The 21921-nt window shown below is 62.9% G+C and carries 20 protein-coding genes and 1 tRNA gene; 10 read left to right on the forward strand and 11 right to left on the reverse strand.

Features of this window, described 5'->3' with window-relative positions; genetic code table 11:
- Positions 1-69 precede the first annotated feature (69 nt).
- Both EKN06_RS13875 and EKN06_RS13880 read left to right on the forward strand, forming a co-directional pair.
- On the forward strand, positions 70-1971 hold the full coding sequence (locus EKN06_RS13875) for a potassium transporter Kup (protein WP_127613518.1): 1902 nt from the start codon (positions 70-72) through the stop codon (positions 1969-1971).
- Positions 1972-2016: 45 nt separating this feature from the next.
- Positions 2017-2334 (forward strand): hypothetical protein, encoded by a 318-nt coding sequence (locus EKN06_RS13880; protein ID WP_127613519.1) that lies wholly within the window; start codon positions 2017-2019, stop codon positions 2332-2334.
- Positions 2335-2346: 12 nt separating this feature from the next.
- Here EKN06_RS13880 and EKN06_RS13885 read toward each other — a convergent pair whose 3' ends face one another.
- The 7 genes from EKN06_RS13885 to EKN06_RS13915 form a co-directional block, all read right to left on the reverse strand.
- On the reverse strand, positions 2347-2616 hold the full coding sequence (locus EKN06_RS13885) for a DUF1294 domain-containing protein (RefSeq protein ID WP_127613520.1): 270 nt from the start codon (positions 2614-2616) through the stop codon (positions 2347-2349).
- A 103-nt stretch (positions 2617-2719) separates the two neighbouring features.
- Positions 2720-3292 carry a urate hydroxylase PuuD gene (locus EKN06_RS13890; protein WP_127613521.1) on the reverse strand — a complete coding sequence of 191 codons (573 nt, stop codon included), beginning with the start codon at positions 3290-3292 and terminating at the stop codon, positions 2720-2722.
- A gap of 118 nt (positions 3293-3410) precedes the next feature.
- Positions 3411-4067 carry an inner membrane-spanning protein YciB gene (locus EKN06_RS13895; protein WP_127613522.1) on the reverse strand — a complete coding sequence of 219 codons (657 nt, stop codon included), beginning with the start codon at positions 4065-4067 and terminating at the stop codon, positions 3411-3413.
- Positions 4067-4987, reverse strand: a complete 921-nt coding sequence (ftsY, locus tag EKN06_RS13900) for a signal recognition particle-docking protein FtsY (protein ID WP_127613523.1) — start codon at positions 4985-4987, stop codon at positions 4067-4069. Before ftsY ends, EKN06_RS13895 begins: the two co-directional genes overlap by 1 nt.
- Entirely contained in the window at positions 4984-6216 is a 1233-nt protein-coding gene (locus EKN06_RS13905) for a MiaB/RimO family radical SAM methylthiotransferase (protein ID WP_127613540.1), read from the reverse strand. Before EKN06_RS13905 ends, ftsY begins: the two co-directional genes overlap by 4 nt.
- A gap of 17 nt (positions 6217-6233) precedes the next feature.
- Positions 6234-7082: a diaminopimelate epimerase gene (gene dapF, locus EKN06_RS13910; protein ID WP_127613524.1), complete on the reverse strand. Its 849-nt coding sequence runs from the start codon at positions 7080-7082 to the stop codon at positions 6234-6236.
- Between the two features lie 65 nt (positions 7083-7147).
- On the reverse strand, positions 7148-8815 hold the full coding sequence (locus EKN06_RS13915; RefSeq protein WP_127613525.1) for a putative bifunctional diguanylate cyclase/phosphodiesterase: 1668 nt from the start codon (positions 8813-8815) through the stop codon (positions 7148-7150).
- Positions 8816-9125: 310 nt separating this feature from the next.
- Between EKN06_RS13915 and ffh the strand changes: the two genes are divergently transcribed.
- Genes ffh through rimM form a run of 3 tightly spaced genes read left to right on the forward strand, consistent with a single transcriptional unit; the run spans position 9126 to position 11675 of the window.
- Positions 9126-10589, forward strand: a complete 1464-nt coding sequence (gene ffh / locus EKN06_RS13920; RefSeq protein ID WP_127613526.1) for a signal recognition particle protein — start codon at positions 9126-9128, stop codon at positions 10587-10589.
- Between the two features lie 54 nt (positions 10590-10643).
- Positions 10644-11135, forward strand: a complete 492-nt coding sequence (gene rpsP, locus EKN06_RS13925) for a 30S ribosomal protein S16 (RefSeq protein WP_127613527.1) — start codon at positions 10644-10646, stop codon at positions 11133-11135.
- A 3-nt stretch (positions 11136-11138) separates the two neighbouring features.
- Positions 11139-11675 (forward strand): ribosome maturation factor RimM, encoded by a 537-nt coding sequence (rimM, locus tag EKN06_RS13930; RefSeq protein ID WP_127613528.1) that lies wholly within the window; start codon positions 11139-11141, stop codon positions 11673-11675.
- 7 nt (positions 11676-11682) lie between these two features.
- On the opposite strand, the gene EKN06_RS13935 is transcribed toward rimM, so the two are convergent.
- Complete coding sequence (locus EKN06_RS13935) at positions 11683-12603, reverse strand: NAD(P)/FAD-dependent oxidoreductase (RefSeq protein WP_127613529.1); 921 nt, start codon at positions 12601-12603, stop codon at positions 11683-11685.
- 56 nt (positions 12604-12659) lie between these two features.
- Between EKN06_RS13935 and trmD the strand changes: the two genes are divergently transcribed.
- From trmD to EKN06_RS13950, 3 genes are all read left to right on the forward strand, one after another.
- A complete protein-coding gene (gene trmD / locus EKN06_RS13940) occupies positions 12660-13406 on the forward strand; it encodes a tRNA (guanosine(37)-N1)-methyltransferase TrmD (RefSeq protein ID WP_127613530.1) in 747 nt (248 codons plus the stop codon).
- Positions 13403-13771, forward strand: coding sequence for a 50S ribosomal protein L19 (gene rplS / locus EKN06_RS13945; RefSeq protein ID WP_127613531.1), 369 nt, complete (start codon positions 13403-13405; stop codon positions 13769-13771). Before trmD ends, rplS begins: the two co-directional genes overlap by 4 nt.
- 177 nt (positions 13772-13948) lie before the next feature.
- The gene (locus tag EKN06_RS13950; protein ID WP_127613532.1) at positions 13949-15049 is read left to right on the forward strand and encodes a branched-chain amino acid aminotransferase; all 1101 of its coding nucleotides are present in this window, start codon (positions 13949-13951) and stop codon (positions 15047-15049) included.
- Positions 15050-15116: 67 nt separating this feature from the next.
- Here the strand turns inward: EKN06_RS13950 and EKN06_RS13955 are convergent, their stop codons facing one another.
- The 3 genes from EKN06_RS13955 to EKN06_RS13965 all read right to left on the reverse strand — a co-directional run bounded on the left by EKN06_RS13955 (position 15117) and on the right by EKN06_RS13965 (position 19547).
- Complete coding sequence (locus tag EKN06_RS13955) at positions 15117-16736, reverse strand: peptide ABC transporter substrate-binding protein (protein WP_127613533.1); 1620 nt, start codon at positions 16734-16736, stop codon at positions 15117-15119.
- A 31-nt stretch (positions 16737-16767) separates the two neighbouring features.
- Positions 16768-18336 carry a peptide ABC transporter substrate-binding protein gene (locus tag EKN06_RS13960; RefSeq protein ID WP_127613534.1) on the reverse strand — a complete coding sequence of 523 codons (1569 nt, stop codon included), beginning with the start codon at positions 18334-18336 and terminating at the stop codon, positions 16768-16770.
- A 125-nt stretch (positions 18337-18461) separates the two neighbouring features.
- On the reverse strand, positions 18462-19547 hold the full coding sequence (locus tag EKN06_RS13965; RefSeq protein ID WP_205693905.1) for a DNA topoisomerase IB: 1086 nt from the start codon (positions 19545-19547) through the stop codon (positions 18462-18464).
- 96 nt (positions 19548-19643) lie between these two features.
- On the opposite strand from EKN06_RS13965, the gene EKN06_RS13970 reads away from it, so the two are divergent.
- Together EKN06_RS13970 and EKN06_RS13975 are read left to right on the forward strand one after the other, a co-directional pair.
- Positions 19644-19718 (forward strand) — tRNA-Gln (locus tag EKN06_RS13970).
- A 109-nt stretch (positions 19719-19827) separates the two neighbouring features.
- On the forward strand, positions 19828-21717 hold the full coding sequence (locus EKN06_RS13975) for an ABC-F family ATP-binding cassette domain-containing protein (protein WP_127613536.1): 1890 nt from the start codon (positions 19828-19830) through the stop codon (positions 21715-21717).
- Positions 21718-21921 lie beyond the last annotated feature (204 nt).

The raw sequence follows: 21921 nt of genomic DNA on the forward strand, positions 1-21921 counted from the left end.
TGCTAATCGCCACCGCCCTATGGTCGGTCAAGACGATATTCCGGCCATCGCAAAGGGCAACCAGACGCGATGAGCCAATCCGCTAACGGACAAGACGCACGAGCCAGCGCTAAGCTGAAGCTTGCGGCGGGCGCCATCGGCATCGTCTTTGGCGATATCGGCACCAGCCCGCTTTACGCGTTTCGCGAAACGTTCGTCGGGCCGCACCCGTTGGCGCTCGATCGCCTGCATATCCTTGGCGTTGTAAGTCTGATCTTCTGGTCGATGACGCTCGTCGTCTCGATCCAGTACGTCACAATCTTGATGCGCGCCGATAACAAGGGGCAGGGCGGTAGCCTAGCCCTGCTCGCGTTGATTTCGCGTCAGATCGGGCGATCGCGCTATGGTTGGATCACAGTCTTGCTGGGCGTTCTGGCGACGTCGCTGTTCTATGGCGATTCGATGATTACGCCCGCAATTTCGGTGCTTTCGGCCGTCGAGGGCCTGACCGTCGTCGAAAAGCGGTTCGAGGTGTTCGTCATCCCGATCGCGCTTGCCCTGCTGATCTTCCTGTTCCTGCTCCAACGACGCGGCACTGCAAAGGTTGGCGCCCTGTTTGCGCCGATCATGATCCTTTATTTCGTGGTCCTTGCGGTGCTGGGCATGATCCAGATTTTCAACAACCCCAGCGTGCTGGCAGCGCTGAACCCGTGGTACGCGCTGCAGTTCTTCATGGTCGACAAGACGTTGGCATTCCTCGCGCTCGGGTCGGTCGTATTGGCCGTGACGGGGGCAGAAGCGCTTTATGCCGACATGGGGCATTTCGGGCGTGGAGCGCTTCGCGTGTCGTGGTTCGGGTTTGTGATGCCCGCACTGCTGATCAACTATTTCGGTCAGGCCGCGATGGTCACCAGCCTGACCGGGGCGAGCGCGGCGGAAGCGATCGAGAACCCGTTCTTCATGATGGCCCCCGATGCGCTGCGCCTGCCGCTGGTGCTGTTGGCGATGTGCGCGACATTCATCGCCAGCCAGGCAGTGATCTCGGGCGCGTTTTCGGTCACGCATCAGGCGATGCAGTTAGGTTTCATACCCCGCCTTTCGATCCTCCACACCAGTGAGACCCAATCGGGGCAGATCTACATTCCGTTCATCAACTGGGTGCTGATGGTGTCGGTCATCCTGCTGGTCCTGACGTTCGAGAATTCGTCCAACCTGGCGAGCGCCTATGGCATTGCAGTCACCGGCGCGATGGTGATCGACACCTGTCTCATGGCGGTCCTGCTGTTCGCTGTGTGGAAATGGAAGTGGTTCACCGCGGTGCCGGTGATCGTGCTGTTCTTCGTGGTCGACGGTGCATACTTTGCGGCGAACGCCACGAAGATCCCCGACGGCGGCTGGTTCCCGCTGCTGATCGGCGCGGCGGCATTTACGCTGCTGACGACATGGGCCAAGGGCCGCAAGCTGATGCGCGAGCGGATGACCGAGATTGCGCTGCCGATCGAGATCTTCGCCAAGAGCGCGGCCAATTCTGCCACCCGCGTACCGGGCACCGCGATCTTCATGGCATCCAGCACGGCGGGCGTGCCGTCGGCGCTGCTGCACAACATCAAGCACAACAAGGTGCTGCACGACCGCGTCGTGGTTTTGACCGTCTCGATTGCCGAAGAACCTTATGTCGATGCGGCGAACCGGGCGGAGATCGAAAATCTTGGCGACGGGTTCTACCGTGTGGTGCTGCATTACGGTTTCATGGAAGAAACCGACGTGCCGCTGGCGCTCAAGGCCATCGACCTTTGCGGCGGCAAGTTCGACATGATGCAGACCAGCTTCTTCCTGTCGCGCCAGACGCTGTTGCCCAGCGAAAAGCCCGCGATGATGCTGTGGCGCGAAAAGATTTTCAGCTGGATGCTGCGCAATGCGGCCACCGCGATGGAATTCTTCCGCCTGCCCACGAACCGTGTCGTCGAACTGGGTTCGCAGGTGCGGATCTAGGGGTGCCGATGTCTTGCCGCACTGCCGGTTGATGGCGACGGCCCCATGACCCCGCCGCGCAAGACGGTTTACGAAATCGGGCGTATGCACATGGCCATGGGCGTCGCCAGCGGCCTGTTCATCGTCTGGGGCATACCATTGCTGGCGTCGGCGGTCGGCATGGCCGACGGTGGCATGCTCGATTGGGTCGTGCTGCCGCTGTTGTTGCTGTGGGTCGTGGCTTTTGCCATCCGCAGCCTGAAGATCGCCTGTCCGCGCTGCGGTACGTCGATATTCCGGCGCGGGTTATGGAGCGTGTTCTGGCCGGCCAGAACGTGCAGCCGGTGCGGCCTCGACCTGACTTCGGCCGCTCCGCGCGATTGACGTGACTGGCAATCAGGCCAGCAGGAACCACCCGATCAACCCGCCAACCTGAATGGCGACGATAACCAGCAGCGCCGTCGAAAAAGGCTCTTTGCGCGTTTTGTGGCGAAAGGCCTTCCGCGCGGCGAGGGCACCGGGACTGCCGCCGATTAGCGAAAGCGTCAGCAGGTTCGCTTCGGAAATGCGCCGTCCGCCGGCGATGGCCTGCGCCTTGTCATGCCAGAATGCGCCAAACGTCCAGACGTTGATGGCAAGGAAGTAGAGTGCGATCGTGATGAGCATTGCGCTTGCTTGGCACGGCAACGGTAAAAATCGGGTTTGCCGCATGAATTAGCGGGGCGCATCGGGGTTTCCGACGCGCCCCGCTCAATTCCGGCAACCGTGTTCAACCCAGGTTTGCGCTTACCATGGCCCAAAGCATCGGGAACGACAGCAGCGTATTGAGGCGGCTGGCGATCAGCGCGCGCGGAGCGGCGGCGGCCTTTGCCTCGTCGCTGGCGCTGACGATGCCCAGGATCTTCTTTTGCGCCGGCCAGATGATGAACCACACGTTGAACGCCATCAGTATCGCGATCCACATGCCCGCGCCGATCAGGTCGACAGCACCTTCGCCGCTGAAAGTCAGCGCTTCGACCATGTAGCCGTTGACCATTGCGATGATCAGGCCGGTGAGCACCGTAAGCGCCGCCGCCCAGCGAAAGAAGAACAGGACCTTGGGCGCAATATGCCCGGTAATGGCGCCCTTTTGATCGGCCGGAATGGCCGGCATGGTCGGAACCTGAACGAAATTGAGGTAATAGAGCAGCCCGATCCACAAGATGCCGAAGAAAATGTGCAGCCAGCGCGACACGGTGTTAATGTCCACCGGCGCAGATGGCGCAAAGGCCAGCATCAGCGCGATGGCGGCGATCACCCCGATCGCAAGCACCAGGTGCAGGTTGCCGAAAAGTTTAGCCATGTTTTATCCCCCCGTTATGCGGTCTCAGACCGTTCGGGCGCGACCCTGACATGAGATTTCCCCAAATCTCAACGAATGTCACCTGTCGCCTGTGCAAAAGCTGGGGGCACGATCCGGCTCAGGCCGGTGGATGCTCGGTCACCGCTTCTTGCTTGTCATCCTTGCCCAGGCCTTCGCGCAGCATCATCGGCAATTGGGTAAAGGTGAACAGGAACGACAGCGGCAGGAAGACCCAAAGCTTCGCCGCCAGCCACGAATCAAAGCTCAACGTCGCACGCAGCACTTCGTTCAGCGCGGCGAGCGCGATGAAATAGAAACCCCAGTTGCGCGACAGGGCCATCCAACCCTTGTCCGACAGCCCCTCAAACGCGGCGTCGAGCAGGTATTTCAACAGAGCCTTGCCCCGCCAATGGCCGATCAGAAGCGCCGCGGCGAAAACGACGTAGATGATCGTGGGCTTGATCTGGACGAATACCGGGTTCTGAAACGCGATCGTCAGGCCGCCGAAAAACACGATCAGCGCGGTCGACAGCATCAGCATGGGCGTGACGTGGCCCAGCTTCCATTTAGACACGGCTACGGCGACGAGCGCGGCGACGATGAACGCGCCGGTGCCCTTTACCATGGCCAGAACCTGCCCGATGGCGTTGCCGTCCTCGGTCGGGCTGAAATACTTGTACACGCCGAAGAACACGAGCAGCGGCCCGTAATCTATCGCGATATTGAGCCAGCCGCTCTTTTTCTGAACGGGCGGGGAAGCTGCATTCTCGCTCATCATGCCACTCCTGCAATGACGCGGGCGACGAGATCGGGATCGAACGGACGCAAGTCGTCGATCTTTTCGCCGACGCCGATGGCGTGGATCGGCAGCCCGTACTGCGCCGCCGCCGCGACCAGCACGCCGCCGCGCGCCGTCCCGTCCAGCTTTGTCATCACGAGGCCGGACACACCGGCAACTTCCTTGAACACGTCGATCTGCTGCAATGCGTTCTGCCCGTTCGTCGCATCGAGCACGAGGACGACATCGTGCGGCGCTTCGGGGTTGAGCCGGCCCAGCACTTTACGGATCTTGGTCAGCTCGTCCATCAGCTCGCGCTTGTTCTGCAACCGGCCCGCGGTGTCGACGATCAGCACGTCGCTCCCCTTATCGGTCGCGGCCTTCACGCCATCGAACACGACGCTGGCCGGGTCGCCGCCTTCGGGCCCGGTGATGACGGGGATGCCTAGCCGTTCGGCCCAGACCTTGAGCTGACCGATGGCGGCGGCGCGGAACGTGTCGCCTGCGGCCAGCATCACCGAATAGTCGTCTTCCTGAAACAGGTGGGCAAGCTTGGCGATCGTCGTCGTCTTGCCGCTGCCGTTCACGCCGATGACCAGCACGACGTGGGGGCGGGGGAATGCGGTGACCTCAAGCGGTTTGGCGACGGGGCGCAGGATATCGGCGATCTCTTCGGCCACCGCTTCCTGCACGGCGTGTTCGTCGGCGTTGCCGGCAAAGCTGCGCTGCGCCAGCGCGTCGCGGATGCGCATCGCGGCACGCGGGCCGAGGTCCGACATGATGAGCGCGTCCTCAAGCTCGTCGAGCTGATTGTCGCTCAACCGCGCCTGTCCGCCGATACCGGCGAGATTGCCCGAAAGCTTCTCTCCGGTTTTGCGCAATCCGCCGAAAAGCCGGTCTGACCAGCTTTCGCTCATATTAGTTCTCCGATGATCTGCCCATCCTCTACGCGGGTGGCGCGCATCCGGACGATGTCGCCGCCGCCAACCCCGGTGGGGAGGCGGACGGGCGCGAAATTGGTGGCGTGGCCGGTGCCGTCGTTTTCGCCCAGCACGTCGAGCGTGCTGCCGACGTGACTGACGAGCCAGGCGTTACGTTGCTGCTCCACGGCATCGCGAAGCGCGGCGGCGCGCGCCTTGATCGTGGCGTGATCGACCTGCGGCATTCGCGCGGCAGGCGTGCCGGGGCGCGGGCTGTAGGGAAAGACATGGCCGTGGACGATGTCGCAGTCGCGCACGATGGCAAGATTCGCTTCGTGCATCGCGGCATCCTCTGTCGGGAAACCCGCTATCAGGTCCGCGCCGATGGCGATGTCGGGGCGGCGTTGTTTCAGCCGGGTGACGAGATCGACCGCCTGTGCGCGCGTATGGCGCCGCTTCATCCGTTTGAGGATCAGGTCGTGCCCATGCTGGAGCGATAGGTGGAGATGCGGCATCAGCCGCGCCTCGCCCGCCAGCATTTCTTCCAGCTCCTCGTCGATTTCCGCTCCGTCGATGGACGACAGGCGCAATCGGGCCAGACTGGGAAAAGCGCGCAACACCTCGCAGACCAGAGCGCCTAATGGCGGCGATCCGGGCAGGTCGTGACCCCAGCTGGTCACGTCGACGCCGGTCAGCACGACTTCCGACGCGCCCTGCTCCAGATGCGCGGCAATCTCGCCCACCACTTGCGGCACGGTGAGCGATCGGCTTGGCCCGCGCCCCTGCGGGATGACGCAAAAGGTGCAGGCATGGTCGCAACCGTTCTGCACCGCGACGAACGCGCGGGTGCGGCGCGTGGCCAGCGTGCTCGTCCCTTGATGCATCGGCACCAGCGGAAGTCCTGCGGCATTGTGGCTCGCGCCCCAGCTGGAAGGGGCTAATTTCTCCGCATTGGGGATCAGGCCGTCGATTTCGGGCATGGCGGCGAACTGCTCGCGCTCGATATCGGCGGCGCATCCGGTGACCAGCAGACGCGCATCGGGACGACGACGGCGAACGCGGCGGATGGCGCGGCGGGTCTGCCGCACGGCCTCTTCGGTCACGGCGCAGGAATTGACGACGACCGTATCGCCGCGCCCGTCCAGCATGGCGCGGATGCGGTCGCTTTCGGCGGCGTTGAGGCGGCAACCGAGCGTGATGATTTCGGGGCCCAGAGTCTCGGGCATTCCGGCTTCGGGCAAGCTCAAGCGTAGTCGCCCCAGTCGAAACTGCCCGTGAAACTGACCGAGGCCGGGCCCGTCATCGTGATGTGACCGGGCGCGCCGTCGACATCGGGTTCCCACACGATGGTCAGCGCGCCACCCGGCAGCGTCACCGTAACCTCGCGATCGACCAGCCCGCGCCGCATCGCTGCGACCGCCGTGGCGCATGCGCCGGTGCCGCAGGCCTGCGTAATCCCTGCGCCGCGTTCCCACACGCGCAAGGTGATCGCATCGCGCGCGGTTACCGTGGCGACATTGACGTTAACGCGTTCGGGGAAAATCTGGTCGTTTTCGATGACCGGGCCGATTTCAGCCAGCGGCACGGCATAGGCATCGTTCACGAAGAACACGGCGTGCGGGTTACCGACGTTCACCGCGACGGGATGTTCCAGCACAGCTTCGCACGCTGCCGAATCGAGCGGCCAGCCGACGGGAAGGTCCAGCGTGTCCATGCCATAGGCGAGCGGGATCTGGTCCCAGCCGAAACGCGGCACGCCCATATCGACCGCGACGCCGTTCTCGTCGGGCCGTGCCACGATGGTCCCGCCCAGCGTTTCCAGTGTGACTTCGCCGCCGATCAGCAGCCCGACCGCGCGGGTGGCATTGCCGCAGGCCTCGACCTCGCTGCCGTCAGAATTGAAGATGCGCATCCGCCAGTCGGCGACCTCGCTCGGTTCGATCAGTACAAGCTGATCGCACCCGATGCCGGTATGCCGGTCGGCCAGCGCCGCGACGACATCGCCGGTCAGCGGCGGCAACGGCTGTGCGCGCGCGTCCAGCACGACGAAGTCGTTGCCCAGACCGTGCATCTTGGTGAAAGCAATGCGCATTGCTTGCGCATCTATGCACCCCGGCGCGGCGCGTCCAGTGCTGGTACACAGGTCGTGCGGCAGGTTTAGCCGTTCACGGCCCTGACTTCTTCGTCCATACCGGCCAAAGCGGCACGCGCATCGATGGCCAGCCGCGCTTCGCTTTTCAGCCGGGTCCGGACCTGTTCGGCGGTTTCGGGCTTACCGTAGAAATAGCCCTGTCCCTTGAACGTCCCAATGCGCAACAGCGAATCGCGCAAGGTTTCGGTTTCGATCCCCTCTGCCGTGACGGGCAGGTTCATGCCTTCGCCGATGGAGGCGATGGTGGCGATAACGGCCGCGGTATCCTCTGACCGGGCCAGCCGAGATACAAAGGCGCGGTCAATCTTGATCCGGTCGAAGGGCAGGGCGCGAAGCTGCGCCAGCGTTGCGTATCCCACCCCGAAATCATCGAGGCTGACCGTCACGCCCTGGTTCTTCAGGCTGGTGACGAGCGAGCGGACGAGGCCGATGTTTTCGCTGAGGCACATCTCGGTGATCTCGATCTCCAGCCGTTCGGGCGGAAAATTGGCCTCTGCCATCAGCTTCAGCAGGCGTTGCGCAAACCACGGATCGCGCATTTGCACCGGCGAAATGTTCACCGCCAGCGTCAGGCGCGAATCCCAATCGCGGGCATCGCGCAGAGCCTGCCCGATGACCGATTCAGACAGGTCCGCGATCACGCCCAGTTCTTCCGCCACCGGGATGAACTTGTCGGGTGAAACGAGCCCCAAGTGCGGGCTTTGCCAGCGGGCCAGCATTTCGAAGCCGGTCAACGCACCCGTTTCGATATCGACCTGCTGTTCGTAGAAAGGCAAGAATTCACCGCGGGCTATCCCGGCAAGGATGCCGTTTTCCAGCTCCGCGCGGCTGCGCAGGTCCTGCTCCATTTTGGGTTCGAACCAGTCGTAGCGGTTCCGGCCGTTCTTCTTGGCGTGATACATGGCCATGTCCGCCATGTGCAGCAGTTCCTCCGCCGGGCTCTTGCAATTTGCCGGCAGTCCGCTGCTGCACGCGATGCCGACCGAAAGGCTCATGGCCAGTTGGCCGCCCGCCACGTCGAACGGCTGGCGCGCGGTGGCGATGATGGCGCTGGCCACGCGGTCGATGGCGACCATGTCCCGGCGATCGTAGGGGATGACGCATGCGAATTCGTCGCCGCCCAGCCGGGCCAGCTTCGACCGTTCAGGCAAGACGTCGCGCACGCGTTCGGCCATCGTCACCAGCAAGGTGTCGCCCGCGCGGTGTCCGTTCAGATCGTTGATCTGCTTGAAATGGTCGATATCAAGCATGACGAATGCAATGGCGGCATGCGCGTTGTCGTTCGCTTCGGCTTCGGCGACCAGCTTGTCGACTTCGGGACCGATGGACCGGCGATTGAGCGAGCCGGTCAGCGGATCGGTAAAGGCGAGCTTGCGGGCTTCTTCTTCCGCGCGGCGCCCTTTCTTCACTTCCGCAACCAGTTCGTTGTGCCGCCGCCAGCCGAAGATGATGAGCGCGGTATTCAGCAGCAGCGCACTGGCGAGATAAGGCGCAGGTCCTTCGCCATGACCATTAATGAATTGCAGGACGCCCGGCACGACCGCCGCCGCGTGGCCGACGAACATGATGATCGCGGCCGCGATTATGCCTTGTGCGATGACGTCGCGTTCGGCCCGAGGTTTCCCGACCGGCTCCGCCGCCTTGTCTTCAAGCCCAGGTGCGGACTCGTGCATAGATCGGGCGGCTCCTCGCTTGCGGGCCGAAATGGCCGTCCCGCCCGGGTTAGCCCGATGCTCTAAACATCAGGTTAAGCAACTGGTGCGCAACCGGATTGGCCACTCGTGCCTTGCTTTCGAAGGGGGGCGGATGTAAGGGCGCGCCACAGGCAGGCCGGTTTTTGGATCGGAACACTGCGTGTATCCATGGGTCCGTGACAATACGCGGCACGCTGGTTGGCGAGGTTTCGCCCACCGGCGTTTTGCGCTTTTGCTCCGGATCTGAACGTCTTGGCGTCGTTTGCGCGGCGCGCATGAGGAGAATTTGATGTTCGAAAGCCTGTCAGACCGGCTTGGTAACGTCTTCGATTCGCTGCGCGGCCGCGGAGCGTTGAAGGAAGACGAAGTTCGCGCCGCGATGCGCGAAGTGCGCATTGCCCTCTTGGAAGCCGACGTCGCGCTTCCGGTCGTTCGACGGTTCATAGATAAGGTTACCGAAGCGGCCATCGGGCAGGAAGTCCTGCGCTCGGTCACGCCGGGGCAGCAGGTCGTCAAGATCGTCAACGACGCGCTGGTCGAAATGCTGGGCGGCGAAGATGGCGCGGCGCAGGCCAAGCTGGACCTCGAGGCCAAGCCGCCGGTCATCGTCATGATGGTCGGCCTGCAGGGGTCGGGCAAGACTACCAGCACCGCCAAGATCGCCAAGCGTCTGAAAGAGACCGAGGGCAAGAAGGTCTTGATGGCCTCGCTCGACGTCAATCGTCCGGCGGCGCAGGAACAGCTTGCCGTGCTGGGCGAACAGGCGGGTGTCGCCACCCTGCCGATCATCGCCGGGCAACAACCGGTCGAAATCGCGAACCGCGCGATGCAGGCCGCAAAGCTGCAAAGCTTCGACGTGCTGATGCTCGACACCGCGGGCCGGTTGCACGTCGACGAAGCGCTGATGGCCGAAATGAAGGCGGTTGCCGCCGTCGCCACGCCGAAGGAAGTGCTGCTCGTCGTCGATGCGCTGACGGGTCAGGACGCGGTGAACGTCGCGCAGTCCTTTACTGGCGAAGTGCCGCTGACCGGCGTGGTGCTAACCCGCATGGACGGCGATGCGCGCGGTGGTGCGGCATTGTCGATGCGGGCCGTTACCGGCAAGCCGATCAAGTTCGCGGGCACCGGCGAAAAGCTGGACGCGATCGAACCGTTCGTCCCTTCGCGCGTCGCGAACCGCATCCTTGGCATGGGCGACATCGTCTCCATGGTCGAAAAGGCCGCGGCGTCGGTCAAGGAAGAGGACGCCGAACGCCTCGCCAAGAAGATGGCGGCGGGGAAATTCGATCTCGACGATCTGCGCATGCAATTGCAGCAGATGACCAAGATGGGCGGGCTGGGCGCGATTGCTGGCATGATGCCGGGCATGAAAAAGGCCAAGGCCGCGATGGCGCAGTCGGGCATGGACGATCGCGTACTGCTGCGCATGGATGCGATCATTTCGTCGATGACCGCAAAGGAACGCGCCAACCCCGCATTGCTGAATGCCAAGCGCAAGAAGCGCGTCGCATCGGGTTCGGGCACGCAGGTGCAGGACGTGAACAAGGTGCTCAAGATGCACCAGGAAATGTCCAAGGCGATGAAGCAGATCAAGAAGATGGGCGGGCTCAAGGGCCTTGGCGCCCTGTTCGGCAAGGGTGGCATGGATGCCGCCATGCCCGGACTTGGTGGGCCCGGACTTGGTGGGCCCGGACTTGGCGGCGGCATGGGCGGACTGCCGCCCGATCTCGCCAACCTGCTGGGCAAGAAATGAATTCCGAATTTACGACTTTGAATGACTTTACGAATTGAACGAAAGGTAATCTGAATGGCTGTTACTATCCGTCTGTCGCGCGGTGGCGCGAAGAAGCGTCCTTACTATCGCATCGTGGTTTCCGACGTGCGCAGCCCGCGCGACGGCAAGTATCTCGAGCAGGTTGGCATCTACAACCCGCTGGTCGCCAAGGGTGACGAAAACCGCGTCAAGCTGATCGAAGACCGCGTGCGTTACTGGCTGGGCGTCGGCGCGCAGCCGACCGACCGTGTTGCCCGCTTCCTCGATGCCGCCGGTATTCTTGAGCGTGCGGCCCGCAACAACCCGAAGAAGGCCGAACCGGGCGAAAAGGCCAAGGAACGCGCTGAGGAAAAGGCTGACAAGGCCCGCGAAGCCGAAGAAGCTGCCAAGGCTGCTGCCGAAGCTCCGGCCGAAGAACCGGCTGCCGAAGAAGCACCGGCTGAAGAAGCTGCTGCTGCCGAAGCACCCGCTGAAGAAGCAGCAGCTGAAGAAGCACCTGCTGAAGAAGCCAAGGCCGAGGATTGATCCTTGGCGGACCAGGCCCTCACGCTCGCGGTCGTCACCGGCGCGCATGGCGTGACGGGCGAGGTCCGGCTGAAACTGTTCGGCGAAGGCGTGGAATCGCTCCAGCGGTTCCGCGCCTTTCGCGTTTCCCGTCCCGTTGCATCACGCGGCGGACCGGATGACGCCGGCATCCTGACTCCGAAAAAGATCCGCGACGACGGCAAGGGCGGAGCGATCGCCCGGTTTGCCGAAGTTACCGATCGCAATAGCGCCGAAGCGTTACGCGGCACGGCGCTGACCGTCCCGCGCGAAGAACTGCCCCCGCTGGAAGAGGGCGAATTTTATCACGCCGACCTGCTCGGTCTTGCCGCGGTATCCGAAACGGGTGAACCGTTGGGCAAGATCGTTGCCATCGACAATTACGGCGCGGGCGACGTGATCGAGATCGAACGGCCCGAAGGCGCGAAGCCACGCACGTTCATGATTCCGATGCACGAAAACGCCGTGCGCGAATGGAATGCCGAACGGCTGGTCGTCACCGCCGACTTCGCTGAGCCCTAAGGCTGCGTCAGCGCCTCAACGGGCGCTGTTCAGACAGAAGGTTGCGGATGCGGGTTGCCGCGACGCCCGCCTGACCCATCGCGTGGCTGATCTGGTCCAACCCGATCACGACATCTCCCGCCGCGAACAGACCCGGCACACTCGTCTGCAAATGGTCGTCGACCATGATGCAGTCCTTCTCGCTGGTCTGAGCCCCTGCCATCGCGGCCAGCGCGGAGCGGACGTCGCTGCCCATCGCGGGATAGACGCTGTCGAATGCCATGCGGCCATCTGCCGTGTCGAATGCCAGCTGCTCTCCTTCGATGGCGAACCCCTCGCATGGGCCCGCAACGCGTACGATGCCGGCATCGTCCAGTTTTGCGATGCATTCGGCGTCCAGATCGTGATCCCCGTCGGGGCAGATGAGGGTCAGGTCGCGGGTAAAGGCGCGCAGGAACAGCGCCTCCGAAGTGCCATGGTCAGCCGACCCGATGACCGCGACGCGGCGGTCTGTCACTTCGTAACCGTCGCAGACCGGGCAATAGCGCAGCAGGCCACGCGCCAGCGCAGCGTCATGGACGTCGGGATTCAACGTTGCGGGGCGACGGTTCACCACGCCGGTCGCCACCAGCACGGTGCGGGCGCGATAAGTGCCGGTGTCGGTGCCGACGGTGAAGATGCCATCGTCGCGCGCCAGCGTTTCGACGCGCTTGTCCTCGCGCAGCGCGCCGTATTTGGCCGCCTGTTCGCGCATCAACCGCAACAGTTCCTTGCCCGCGATGCCATCGGGATAGCCTGCGTGATTGTGCGTGCAGGGGATCATCGCCGCCCGGCTGCTGCCGCAATCGAACAGGCGGATCGAAAGATGATAGCGCGCAAGATATATTGCGGCGGTCAGCCCGGCAGGCCCCGCGCCGATGATGATGCAATCGTCGATTTCGTCGTTCATGCCCAGCGCAACGCACGGGATGGCGTTTGTGTGCCCGGGGCGCTAGTGCCCCGGGCATGCCATTCGCCGCCACCGTCCTGACGCTTTATCCCGAAATGTTTCCGGGACCGCTGGGCGTGAGCCTTGCCGGACGGGCGCAGGAAGCGGGGACATGGAGCCTCGATACCGTCCAGATCCGCGATTTCGCCAACGATAAGCACCGCACTGTCGATGATACTCCGGCAGGGGGCGGCGCGGGCATGGTGCTGAAACCCGACGTGCTGGCTGCCGCCATCGACCATGCCAGGGCGCGCCACCCCGACTGTCCCGTGCTGGCGATGACTCCGCGCGGGCGTCCGCTGACTCAGCGCCGCGTGCGCGAGCTTGCCGCAGGACCGGGGGTCACGATCCTGTGCGGTCGGTTCGAAGGTTTCGACGAACGCATCTTCGACGGGCGCGAGGTCGAGGAAGTCAGCATCGGCGACGTGATCCTGTCGGGCGGAGAGGTCGGCGCGCTCGTGCTGCTCGACGCTTGCATTCGGCTGCTTCCCGGCGTAATGGGCGCGGCTTCAAGTGGGGTCGAGGAGTCGTTCGAAAGCGGCCTTCTCGAATATCCGCACTATACCCGACCTGTCGAATGGGAAGGGCGCACGATCCCTGAAGTGCTGCGATCGGGGGATCATGCGAAAATCGCGGCGTGGCGAAAGCAACGCAGCGAAGACGATACACGGTTACGCAGGCCGGACCTTTGGGAGCGTCATATCGACGCTCGGGCCCAGCCTGCCTCTGGCGCGCGGCGAAAGAAAAAGGACTTGGACCAGTGAATCTGATCCAGCAGCTCGAAGCCGAAGCCATCCAGAGCCTCGGCAAGGATATCCCGGAATTCCGTGCGGGCGACACCGTCCGCGTCGGCGTGCGCGTCGTCGAAGGCACGCGTGAGCGTGTGCAGAACTACGAAGGCGTCGTCATCGCCCGTTCGAATCGCGGCATGGGTTCGAACTTCACCGTTCGCAAGATGTCGTTCGGCGAAGGCGTGGAACGCGTTTTCCCGCTCTACTCGCCCAACCTCGACAGCATCACCGTGGTTCGCCGCGGCGTCGTGCGTCGTGCAAAGCTTTATTACCTGCGCGGCCGCACCGGCAAGCGCGCTCGCATCGCCGAGCGCAAGGTCGTTCGCGACGACGCATAAGTTCTCGCGCATTGCGCCAGGCAGAAACAAGGCGGTTCCTTCGGGAGCCGCCTTTTTCGTATTGGGTACAAGAACCCGCAAGTGGCGCGACCTGCGCTCGTCACAAGGCTTGCACCGAGGCGTGGCAACGCTTAACCGGCTCGCTCGACCGACGCATCAAAGCACTGGAAAACGACCATGGCGACCGCCGCCGATACCATCGAGTTTCGCGAACTTCCGCACCCTGCACCGACATCGGATGCGGACCGTGCATTAGCGCTTGCGAACCCCGGTTTCGGCACACAGTTTACCGATCACATGGTATCCATCGAATGGACCGAGGGTGAGGGCTGGCACAACGCCACCGTCGGCCCGCTGCAGCCGATCCCGCTGCACCCGGCCTCAGCAGTGTTGCACTATGCGCAGGAAATCTTCGAGGGGCTGAAGGCCTATCGCCATCCCGACGGTTCGACCGCGCTGTTTCGTCCCGAAGAAAACGCCCGCCGGTTCAACAAGTCGGCCGACCGGCTCGCCATGCCGCACTTGCCCGAGGCGCTGTTCATTTCCGCGATAGAGGCGCTGCTCGCCAAGGATGGCGGCTGGATACCAGAAGGCGCGGGCGCGTCGCTCTACCTTCGCCCGTTCATGTTTGCGGACGAAGTGTTTCTCGGCGTCCGTCCGGCCAAGCGCTATCGCTTCATGGTCATCGCCAGCCCGGCCGGAAATTACTTCAAGTCGGGCGCGCCGGCGGTGTCGATCTGGGTGTCGAGCGAATATACCCGCGCCGCGCCCGGCGGCACCGGCGCGGCCAAGTGCGGCGGCAATTATGCCGCCAGCCTCGTCCCGCAGGCCGCTGCGATCGAACGCGGTTTCGACCAGGTCGTCTTCCTCGACGCGGTTGAGCGCAAGTGGATCGAGGAACTGGGCGGCATGAACCTGTTCTTCGTGTTCGACGACGGTCGCGTCGTCACCCCGGCGCTGACGGGAACGATCCTGCCCGGGATCACCCGCGCCAGCCTGATCGAGCTGCTCCGCGCCGAAGGGCTGGACGTGAGCGAAGGACGTTACTCGATCGATCAGTGGGAAGCCGATGCCAGAAGCGGCAAGCTGGTTGAGTGTTTCGCATGCGGCACGGCTGCGGTGGTGACCGCGGTGGGCCGGGTTGCAGGGCACGACATCGATTTCACCGTCGGTTCGGGTGGCCCGGGTCAGGTAACCGAAAAGGTGAAGGCGACGCTGACCGGCATCCAGCGCGGTGAGATTGCCGACAGCCACGGCTGGGTCCGCAAGCTGGGCTGAGCCAGAGGCTCTTGCCAATGGGTCGAGAAGGTGTGGAGCGCAAACCTCGTGGCGTGCGCTTTACGCCTTACTCTTCCAGATAGACGAACTTGAAGTTCCCGGCGCCGTCGCTGCCCCAATTTTTGACCCGGGTGTCGACCATCGTATTCTGTGCACCGTAATAAAGCGGCAGGATCGGCATTTCGTCGATCAGGATCGCCTCGGCCTGATGGAACAGGTTCATGCGTTTCGTCGTGTCGCCCGTCGCCAGCGCTTCGGCCACCAGTGCGTCGTAGCGCGGATTGCTCCACCCGCTGTCGTTGTTCGGGCTGTCGGTCGTCATCAGCGTCAGATATGCGCCGGGGCCGGGGTAGAAACCGAACCAGCCGGATCGGGTAACGTCGAAATCGCGCGCCTTGCGGGTGTCCAGAAAGACCTTCCATTCCTGGTTGTAGATGCCCACGTCGATGCCAAGCTCCTTCTTCCACATCGCCTGGATCGCTTCGGCCAGCTTCCGATTCTTTTCGAGCGTGTTGATCAGGATGTCCAACTTGGGAAAGCCCTTGCCGCCGGGATAGCCAGCTTGTGCCAGCAAGCGGCGGGCGGCTGCCGGATCGGCCTTGGGCGCGGGCATGGCATCGTATCCGGGCAGGCCCAGCGGGGCGAGCCCGCCCGCAGGCGTTTCCCCCCCCAACAGCACCCGTTCGGTCAGCAGCTTGCGGTCGAGCGCAAGCGAAAGCGCCTTGCGCACGCGCTTGTCCGAGAAGGCTTTTCGACCGGTGTTGAAGGCATAGAAATTGGCGTTCGGCTGATGGTCGGTGCGCAGCTCGTCAGGATGGCTTTTCCTGAGGCTGGCGATGCGTTCGACCGGGACCGAGCCGGTATTTGTCATATGCAATTGGCCCGAAAGATAGGCGTTCAGCTCGCTCTTCTGGTTTTCGATCGCAAAGAACCGGATGCCGTTCAGCCGTACGTTCGCCGCATCCCAGTAATTCGGGTTCTTCTTTACCGATATGTACTGGTTGGTTTTCCATTCATCGAGAATGAAGGGGCCATTGCCGACGTAGCTGCCCTGCTCGAACCAGTCGTTGTTCCGGTCGGTCATCTTGCCGTTGGCTTCGACTGCCGCCTTCTGGACCGGATAGAAGGTGTATGTCGCCAACATGTTCAACAAGTGCGGCATTGGCGCGTCGGCCGTGATGACAAGCGTCTGCGGATCGGGCGAACTGAAGCCGACGGTCGAAAAGTCGTCGGTCTTGCCCTTGTTGAAATCTTCTGCGCCCTTGATGCCGTAAAACAGTTCCGCCAGCTCCGCGCCCAGCGCCGGGGTCAGGATGCGGCGAAAGCTGTAGAGGAAATCCTGTGCAGTGAGCGGTGACCCGTCGCTCCACATCGCGCCGGGGCGCAAATGGAAGGTCCACTGCCGGTATTCGTCGTCATGTTCCCAGCTTTGCGCCACGCCCGGCAGAACGCCGTAAGGATCGATGGGATCGGACGTGACCAGCCCTTCGCTCAGCACCGCGATAATGCGGCCGTCGGGCGACCCGGTGTTAAGCTGGGGGTCGAGCGTGCGCGGCTCCACGCCATTTCCGGTCAGCAGGATGCCGTCCTGCACGCCGATATCGGCATCCGTTTCCCCCTTGCTGCAGGCGGCGAGCGAAAGGGCCATCGCCAAGGCGATGCAGATACGGCTGTAGAGGCTGGTCATGCGTGGTCCGTTATTGCCAGTGCGGTTTTCTTCAGTTCGACGAAAACGACATGAACTTGTACACGCGATTCCCGTTAATGCTATGGCCCCAACCCTTGACCCGGGGATCGAGCAGATAAGTCTGGGAATAATTGAGCAGGGGGATCAGCGGCTGCTGCGCCAGCATCAAATCCTCTGCCTTGCGCATCGTGGCCATGCGGCTGGATTGGTCGGACATAGCGCGGGCTTCGGCAATCAGGGCGTCATAGCGCGGATCGGCCCAGCCGGCTTCGTTGTTGCGTCCGCCGGATGCGAGGATGTCGAGGAATGCGCCGGGATCGAGATAGCCCGCCACCCAGCCCGAACGTGCGATCTGGAACTGCCTGTCGCGAGAAGCGGCGAGATAGTCCTTCCATGATCTTGCACGAATGCCAACGTTGATCCCCAATCCATCGCGCCACATGGCAATCACCGCCTCTGCGACCGACTGGTGGATGTCGAATTCGTTGATCAGAATGGTCGTTTCGGGAAAGCCGCGGCCATCGGGATAGCCTGCTTCGGCCAGCAGTCGGCGCGCCTTCGCCACATCGGGTGCAGGTGGGCCGATATGGTCATAACCCGGAATTCCAGGTGGCACGAAGCCGCCGATCGCCTGCCTGTCGCCGCCCAACTTCTCAACGAGTTTCTGACGGTCGATGGCCAGGGCCAGCGCCCGACGCACGCGAACGTCGTCGAACGGTCTTTGCTGCAGGTTGAACACATAGACATAGGCGCCCAGCATGTCTTCAGTGACGACCGCGTTGGGCCGCTTGCGCTTCAATTCGGCGATTTCCGATCCCGTAAACGATTGGGTGACATGAACATCGCCCTTGATGAACGCTGTCACTTCGGCATCGCGTTCGCCCAGCGGCACGAAGCGTACGGCATTCAGCGCGACGTTGCCGGCGTCCCAGTATTGCGGGTTGCGTTCAAGCAACACGAAACGGTTGACCCGCCATTCGCTGAGGAGGAAGGGCCCGTTGCCGACGTAAGTGCCGGCGCTGGCCCAGCGATTGTCCGCATCGTCGATCCGGCCGCCTGCTTGCACCGCGGCCTGGTTGACCGGGACGAACGCCGTACCTGCCAGCATCGGGAGAAGGTAGGGCGCGGGATATTCTAACGTCAGCACGAGCCGATAGGGATCGGGAGCGGCAATGCCGACTTGCGCGAAATCGGTCAGTTCTCCGCGATTGTAGGCCCGGGCATTGCGAATGACATGGAGCAGGTCGGCGCCTTCCGCGCCCAGTTTCGGTGCCAGCATTCGTTGGAAACTGAAAACGAAGTCCTGCGCGGTCAGGGGCTGACCGTCGCTCCACCGCGCATCTTTTCGCAAGTTGAAGGTCCAGGTTTTGTAATCAGGGCTGTGCTGCCAGGAACGTGCGACGCCGGGCCGGACCGCGCCGGTATCATCCGGATCATGAATGACGAGCCCTTCGCTGAGCGCGCCGACGATGTTCGCTTCTGGCGCGCCGATCAGCAGGTGGGGGTCGAGCGTTGCGGGGTCGGCGCCGTTGGCAACGATCAGCACGCCATTTTCCATCGCGACGTCGACCGCACGTTCTTGCGAATCGCAACCAGCCAAGGCCAACCCGGCCAAGGCAATGAAAATAAACCTGAGAATTTTGTAATCCCCCCTCTGCCCCAGATATGCGCCACCAATTATCGAGGCAAGGTGGAAATAGTACTACGGGTCCATAACGGATCAAATCAGGCCGCTTCTTCAGACCTCTCGCTTTTGCAGGACTTAGTGCGGTCTTTGTCGGTGCATGCCTCGAGTAGCTCGATCAACGCCCGCTCCTCCCGCGTCAGCCAGCGGGTTTTGCGCGGCATGGAGAGTTTTTCGCGCCAGATTTCCTGCACTTCCACAAGATCGATCACAGCAGGATGGATATAACTGCGTCGCGCCACCGCAGGCGTATTGCCCAACTTGCTGGATACCACCTCCAGTACTTGTCTGATCGGCGTACGCCCGTCGCCATCGGCCCCGTCGCCATCGGCCAAGGTCGCGAGCGCGACGACGCTGGCATGAAATGTGCGGAAATCCTTGGCGCTGAAATTCTCACCCATGGTTTCGCGCAGGTATTCGTTGACGTCGCTCGACGCCACGGGATGAGGCTCGCCATGTTCGTCGAGGTACTGGAACAGGTTCTGACCGGGCAAATCCTGCATCTGCTTGACGAAGCGCAAGAGGCTGCGATCGGTCAGCGTCACTTCGCGCATCTGGCCCGACTTGCCCTTGAAACGCAGGGAAAGTCGCCTTCCGGTCAGCGACGCATGCCGCTGGCGCAGGGTCGTCGCACCGAAACTGGCGTTGCTTTTCGCGTAAGTCTCGTTGCCGACGCGCAGGCGCCCGAGGTCGAGAAGGCGGATAACCGAAGCGACCGCGCGCTGCTTGGTAAGCCCTCGGCGCGACAGATCGTCTTCCACCCGCTTGCGAATGAGCGGCAGTGCCTTGCCGAACGCGACGGTGCGGTCGAACTTCTCGCTCTCCCGCTCAGCGCGAAAGCTTGGATGATAGCGATATTGCTTGCGCCCACGCGCGTCGAAACCGGTGGCAAGGATATGGCCGTTGGCAGCGGGGCCGAACCAGGCATCGACATAGGCGGGCGGCAAGGCAATCGCATTGAGCCGCTGGATCTCGACGCGATTGGTGACCCGACGGCCCTTTGCATCGGAGTACGACCAACCGCGACCGCAACGCCGCCGCGCTATGCCTGGAAGCGAATCGTCGACGAAAATGAGCCCGGTCGTGTCAGGCTGCGGTTTCGGGCTTGTTTTCGAATGACTTGCCATGATGAGCCAAGAAACGACATGGTCCATGATACGGTTCCGGCGATCGGCCCTTTTCATCTGCTCGCATGGCGCTATATGCAGCCTCCTTGCCGGCACTGGGGCGTAGCCAAGCGGTAAGGCACCGGTTTTTGGTACCGGCACGCGCAGGTTCGAATCCTGCCGCCCCAGCCAGCAAGTTCGCGACAGGCCGCGTCGGGGGCGACCTTCGCCAGACCGCGTCGCCAAGGCCGGACCAAACTCCATACTTGGGAAATGCGAGCCTCGCTGCTAGGCGCGCGCCATGCTCAATCTTACAGACATTACCGTACGCCTTGGCGACCGCACGATCATCGATGGCGCTTCGGCCAATCTGCCGCCGCGCGGAAGGATCGGACTGATCGGTCGCAACGGCGCGGGCAAATCCACGCTGCTGAAAACCATTACCGGCGAGATCGAGGCCGATGGCGGTTCGATCGACATGCCGCGCGGCAGCCGGATCGGCTATATCGCGCAGGAAGCGCCTGGCGGCACGGCGACGCCGTTCGAGACGGTGCTTGCCGCCGATGGCGAACGCGCGGCGCTGATGGTGGAAAGCGAAACCTGCCACGACCCGCACCGCCTTGCCGAAGTGCACGAGCGGCTGATTGCCATCGACGCCCATTCGGCACCGTCGCGTGCCGCGCGCATCCTTGTCGGTCTCGGCTTCGATGAAGAGGCGCAGCACCGCGCGCTCGAAACTTTCTCGGGTGGCTGGCGGATGCGCGTTGCGCTGGCCGCGCTGCTCTTTTCCGCGCCCGACCTGCTCATGCTCGACGAACCGTCGAACCACCTTGATCTCGAAGCCGTGCTTTGGCTCGAAGATTTTTTGAAGTCCTATCCGGCGACGATCCTGCTGGTCAGTCACGAACGGGATTTCCTGAACAACGTCGTCAATTCGATCCTGCATCTTTCGGGCGGCAAGCTGGCCCTATATGCAGGCGGCTACGACGCCTTCGAACGCCAGCGTGCCGAGCGGCAGGCTCAGATCGCCTCGGCCCGCGCCAAGCAACAGGCGGAACGCGAAAGGTTGCAGGACTACGTCGCCCGCAATTCGGCCCGCGCATCCACCGCCAAACAGGCCCAGTCTCGGGCCAAGGCGCTTGCACGGATGCAGCCGATCGCGGAACTGATCGACGATCCTTCGCTCAGCTTCGATTTTCCCAACCCGGAAGAAATGCGCCCGCCGCTGATCACGCTCGATCTTGCCAGCGTCGGGTATGGCGATACGCCGGTGCTCAGCCGGCTCAACCTGCGGTTCGACCCCGACGAACGGATGGCCCTGCTGGGCCGCAACGGCAACGGCAAGACGACGCTGGCCCGTTTGCTGGCCGCGCAACTGACGCCGATGGAAGGGGAGATGAATGCGTCCGGAAAGATGCGCGTCGGCTATTTCACACAGTATCAGGTTGAGGAGTTGGACGCGACGGAAACCCCGCTGGAGCATATGACGTCGCTGATGAAGGACGCCAAGCCCACTGCGGTGCGCGCGCATCTGGGGCGTTTCGGTTTTTCGGGGTCCAAGGCTACGACACAGGTCGGCAAGCTTTCGGGCGGGGAAAGGGCGCGGCTGGCGCTTGCTCTCATCACGCGCGATGCACCGCACATGCTCATCCTCGACGAACCTACCAACCACCTCGACGTCGACGCACGCGAGGCGCTGATTCAAGCGTTGAACGCCTATACTGGCGCTGTCGTCATCGTCAGCCATGACAGGCACATGCTGGAAATGACTGCGGATCGGCTGGTACTGGTCGATCAGGGGCTGGCGCAGGAATTCGACGGGTCGATCGACGATTATATTGCCTTCGTACTGGCGAAGGACCCGGCATCGGCAGCAGGCGGCGGCAAGAAGGCTGGCACAACGAAGGCTCCTAACAAAAAGGATCAGCGCCGAGCCGCAGCGGAAGCTCGCGAAAAGGGCCAGGGAATGCGCAAGCGTGCCCAGAAGGCGGAGGCTGAGCTCGAACGGCTCAACAAGTCGCTCAGTGCAATTGAGAGAGCCATGTTCGATCCGGCATCGGCCGACGCGCAATTGGCCAAAATGAAGATGTCGGAGCTGATGACTCATCGCGCCGACATCCAGTCGAAAGTCGAGGCGGCAGAGGCGGCGTGGCTGGAAGCTAGCGAGGCGTTGGAAGCGATGGTGGAGTAAGGGCAGGGGCCGTTATGCGAGATGCTCGCAAATCTCATAACGGCTCAATTCAGCGGTCTTCGCCTCAATGGCGGCGGGTCGTGCAATAAAATTGCAAAAGACTGTTGACCGACTCGTATGGTGTCCATATATGCCGCTTCACCGGAGGGAACGACGCTTTAACGGCAAGTTTCGGTACGGTCGCCAGCACAGACGGACAACAAG

Origin of the sequence: Croceicoccus ponticola (assembly GCF_004004515.1) — a bacterium.
GTDB classification, from domain to species: Bacteria; Pseudomonadota; Alphaproteobacteria; order Sphingomonadales; family Sphingomonadaceae; genus Croceicoccus; species Croceicoccus ponticola.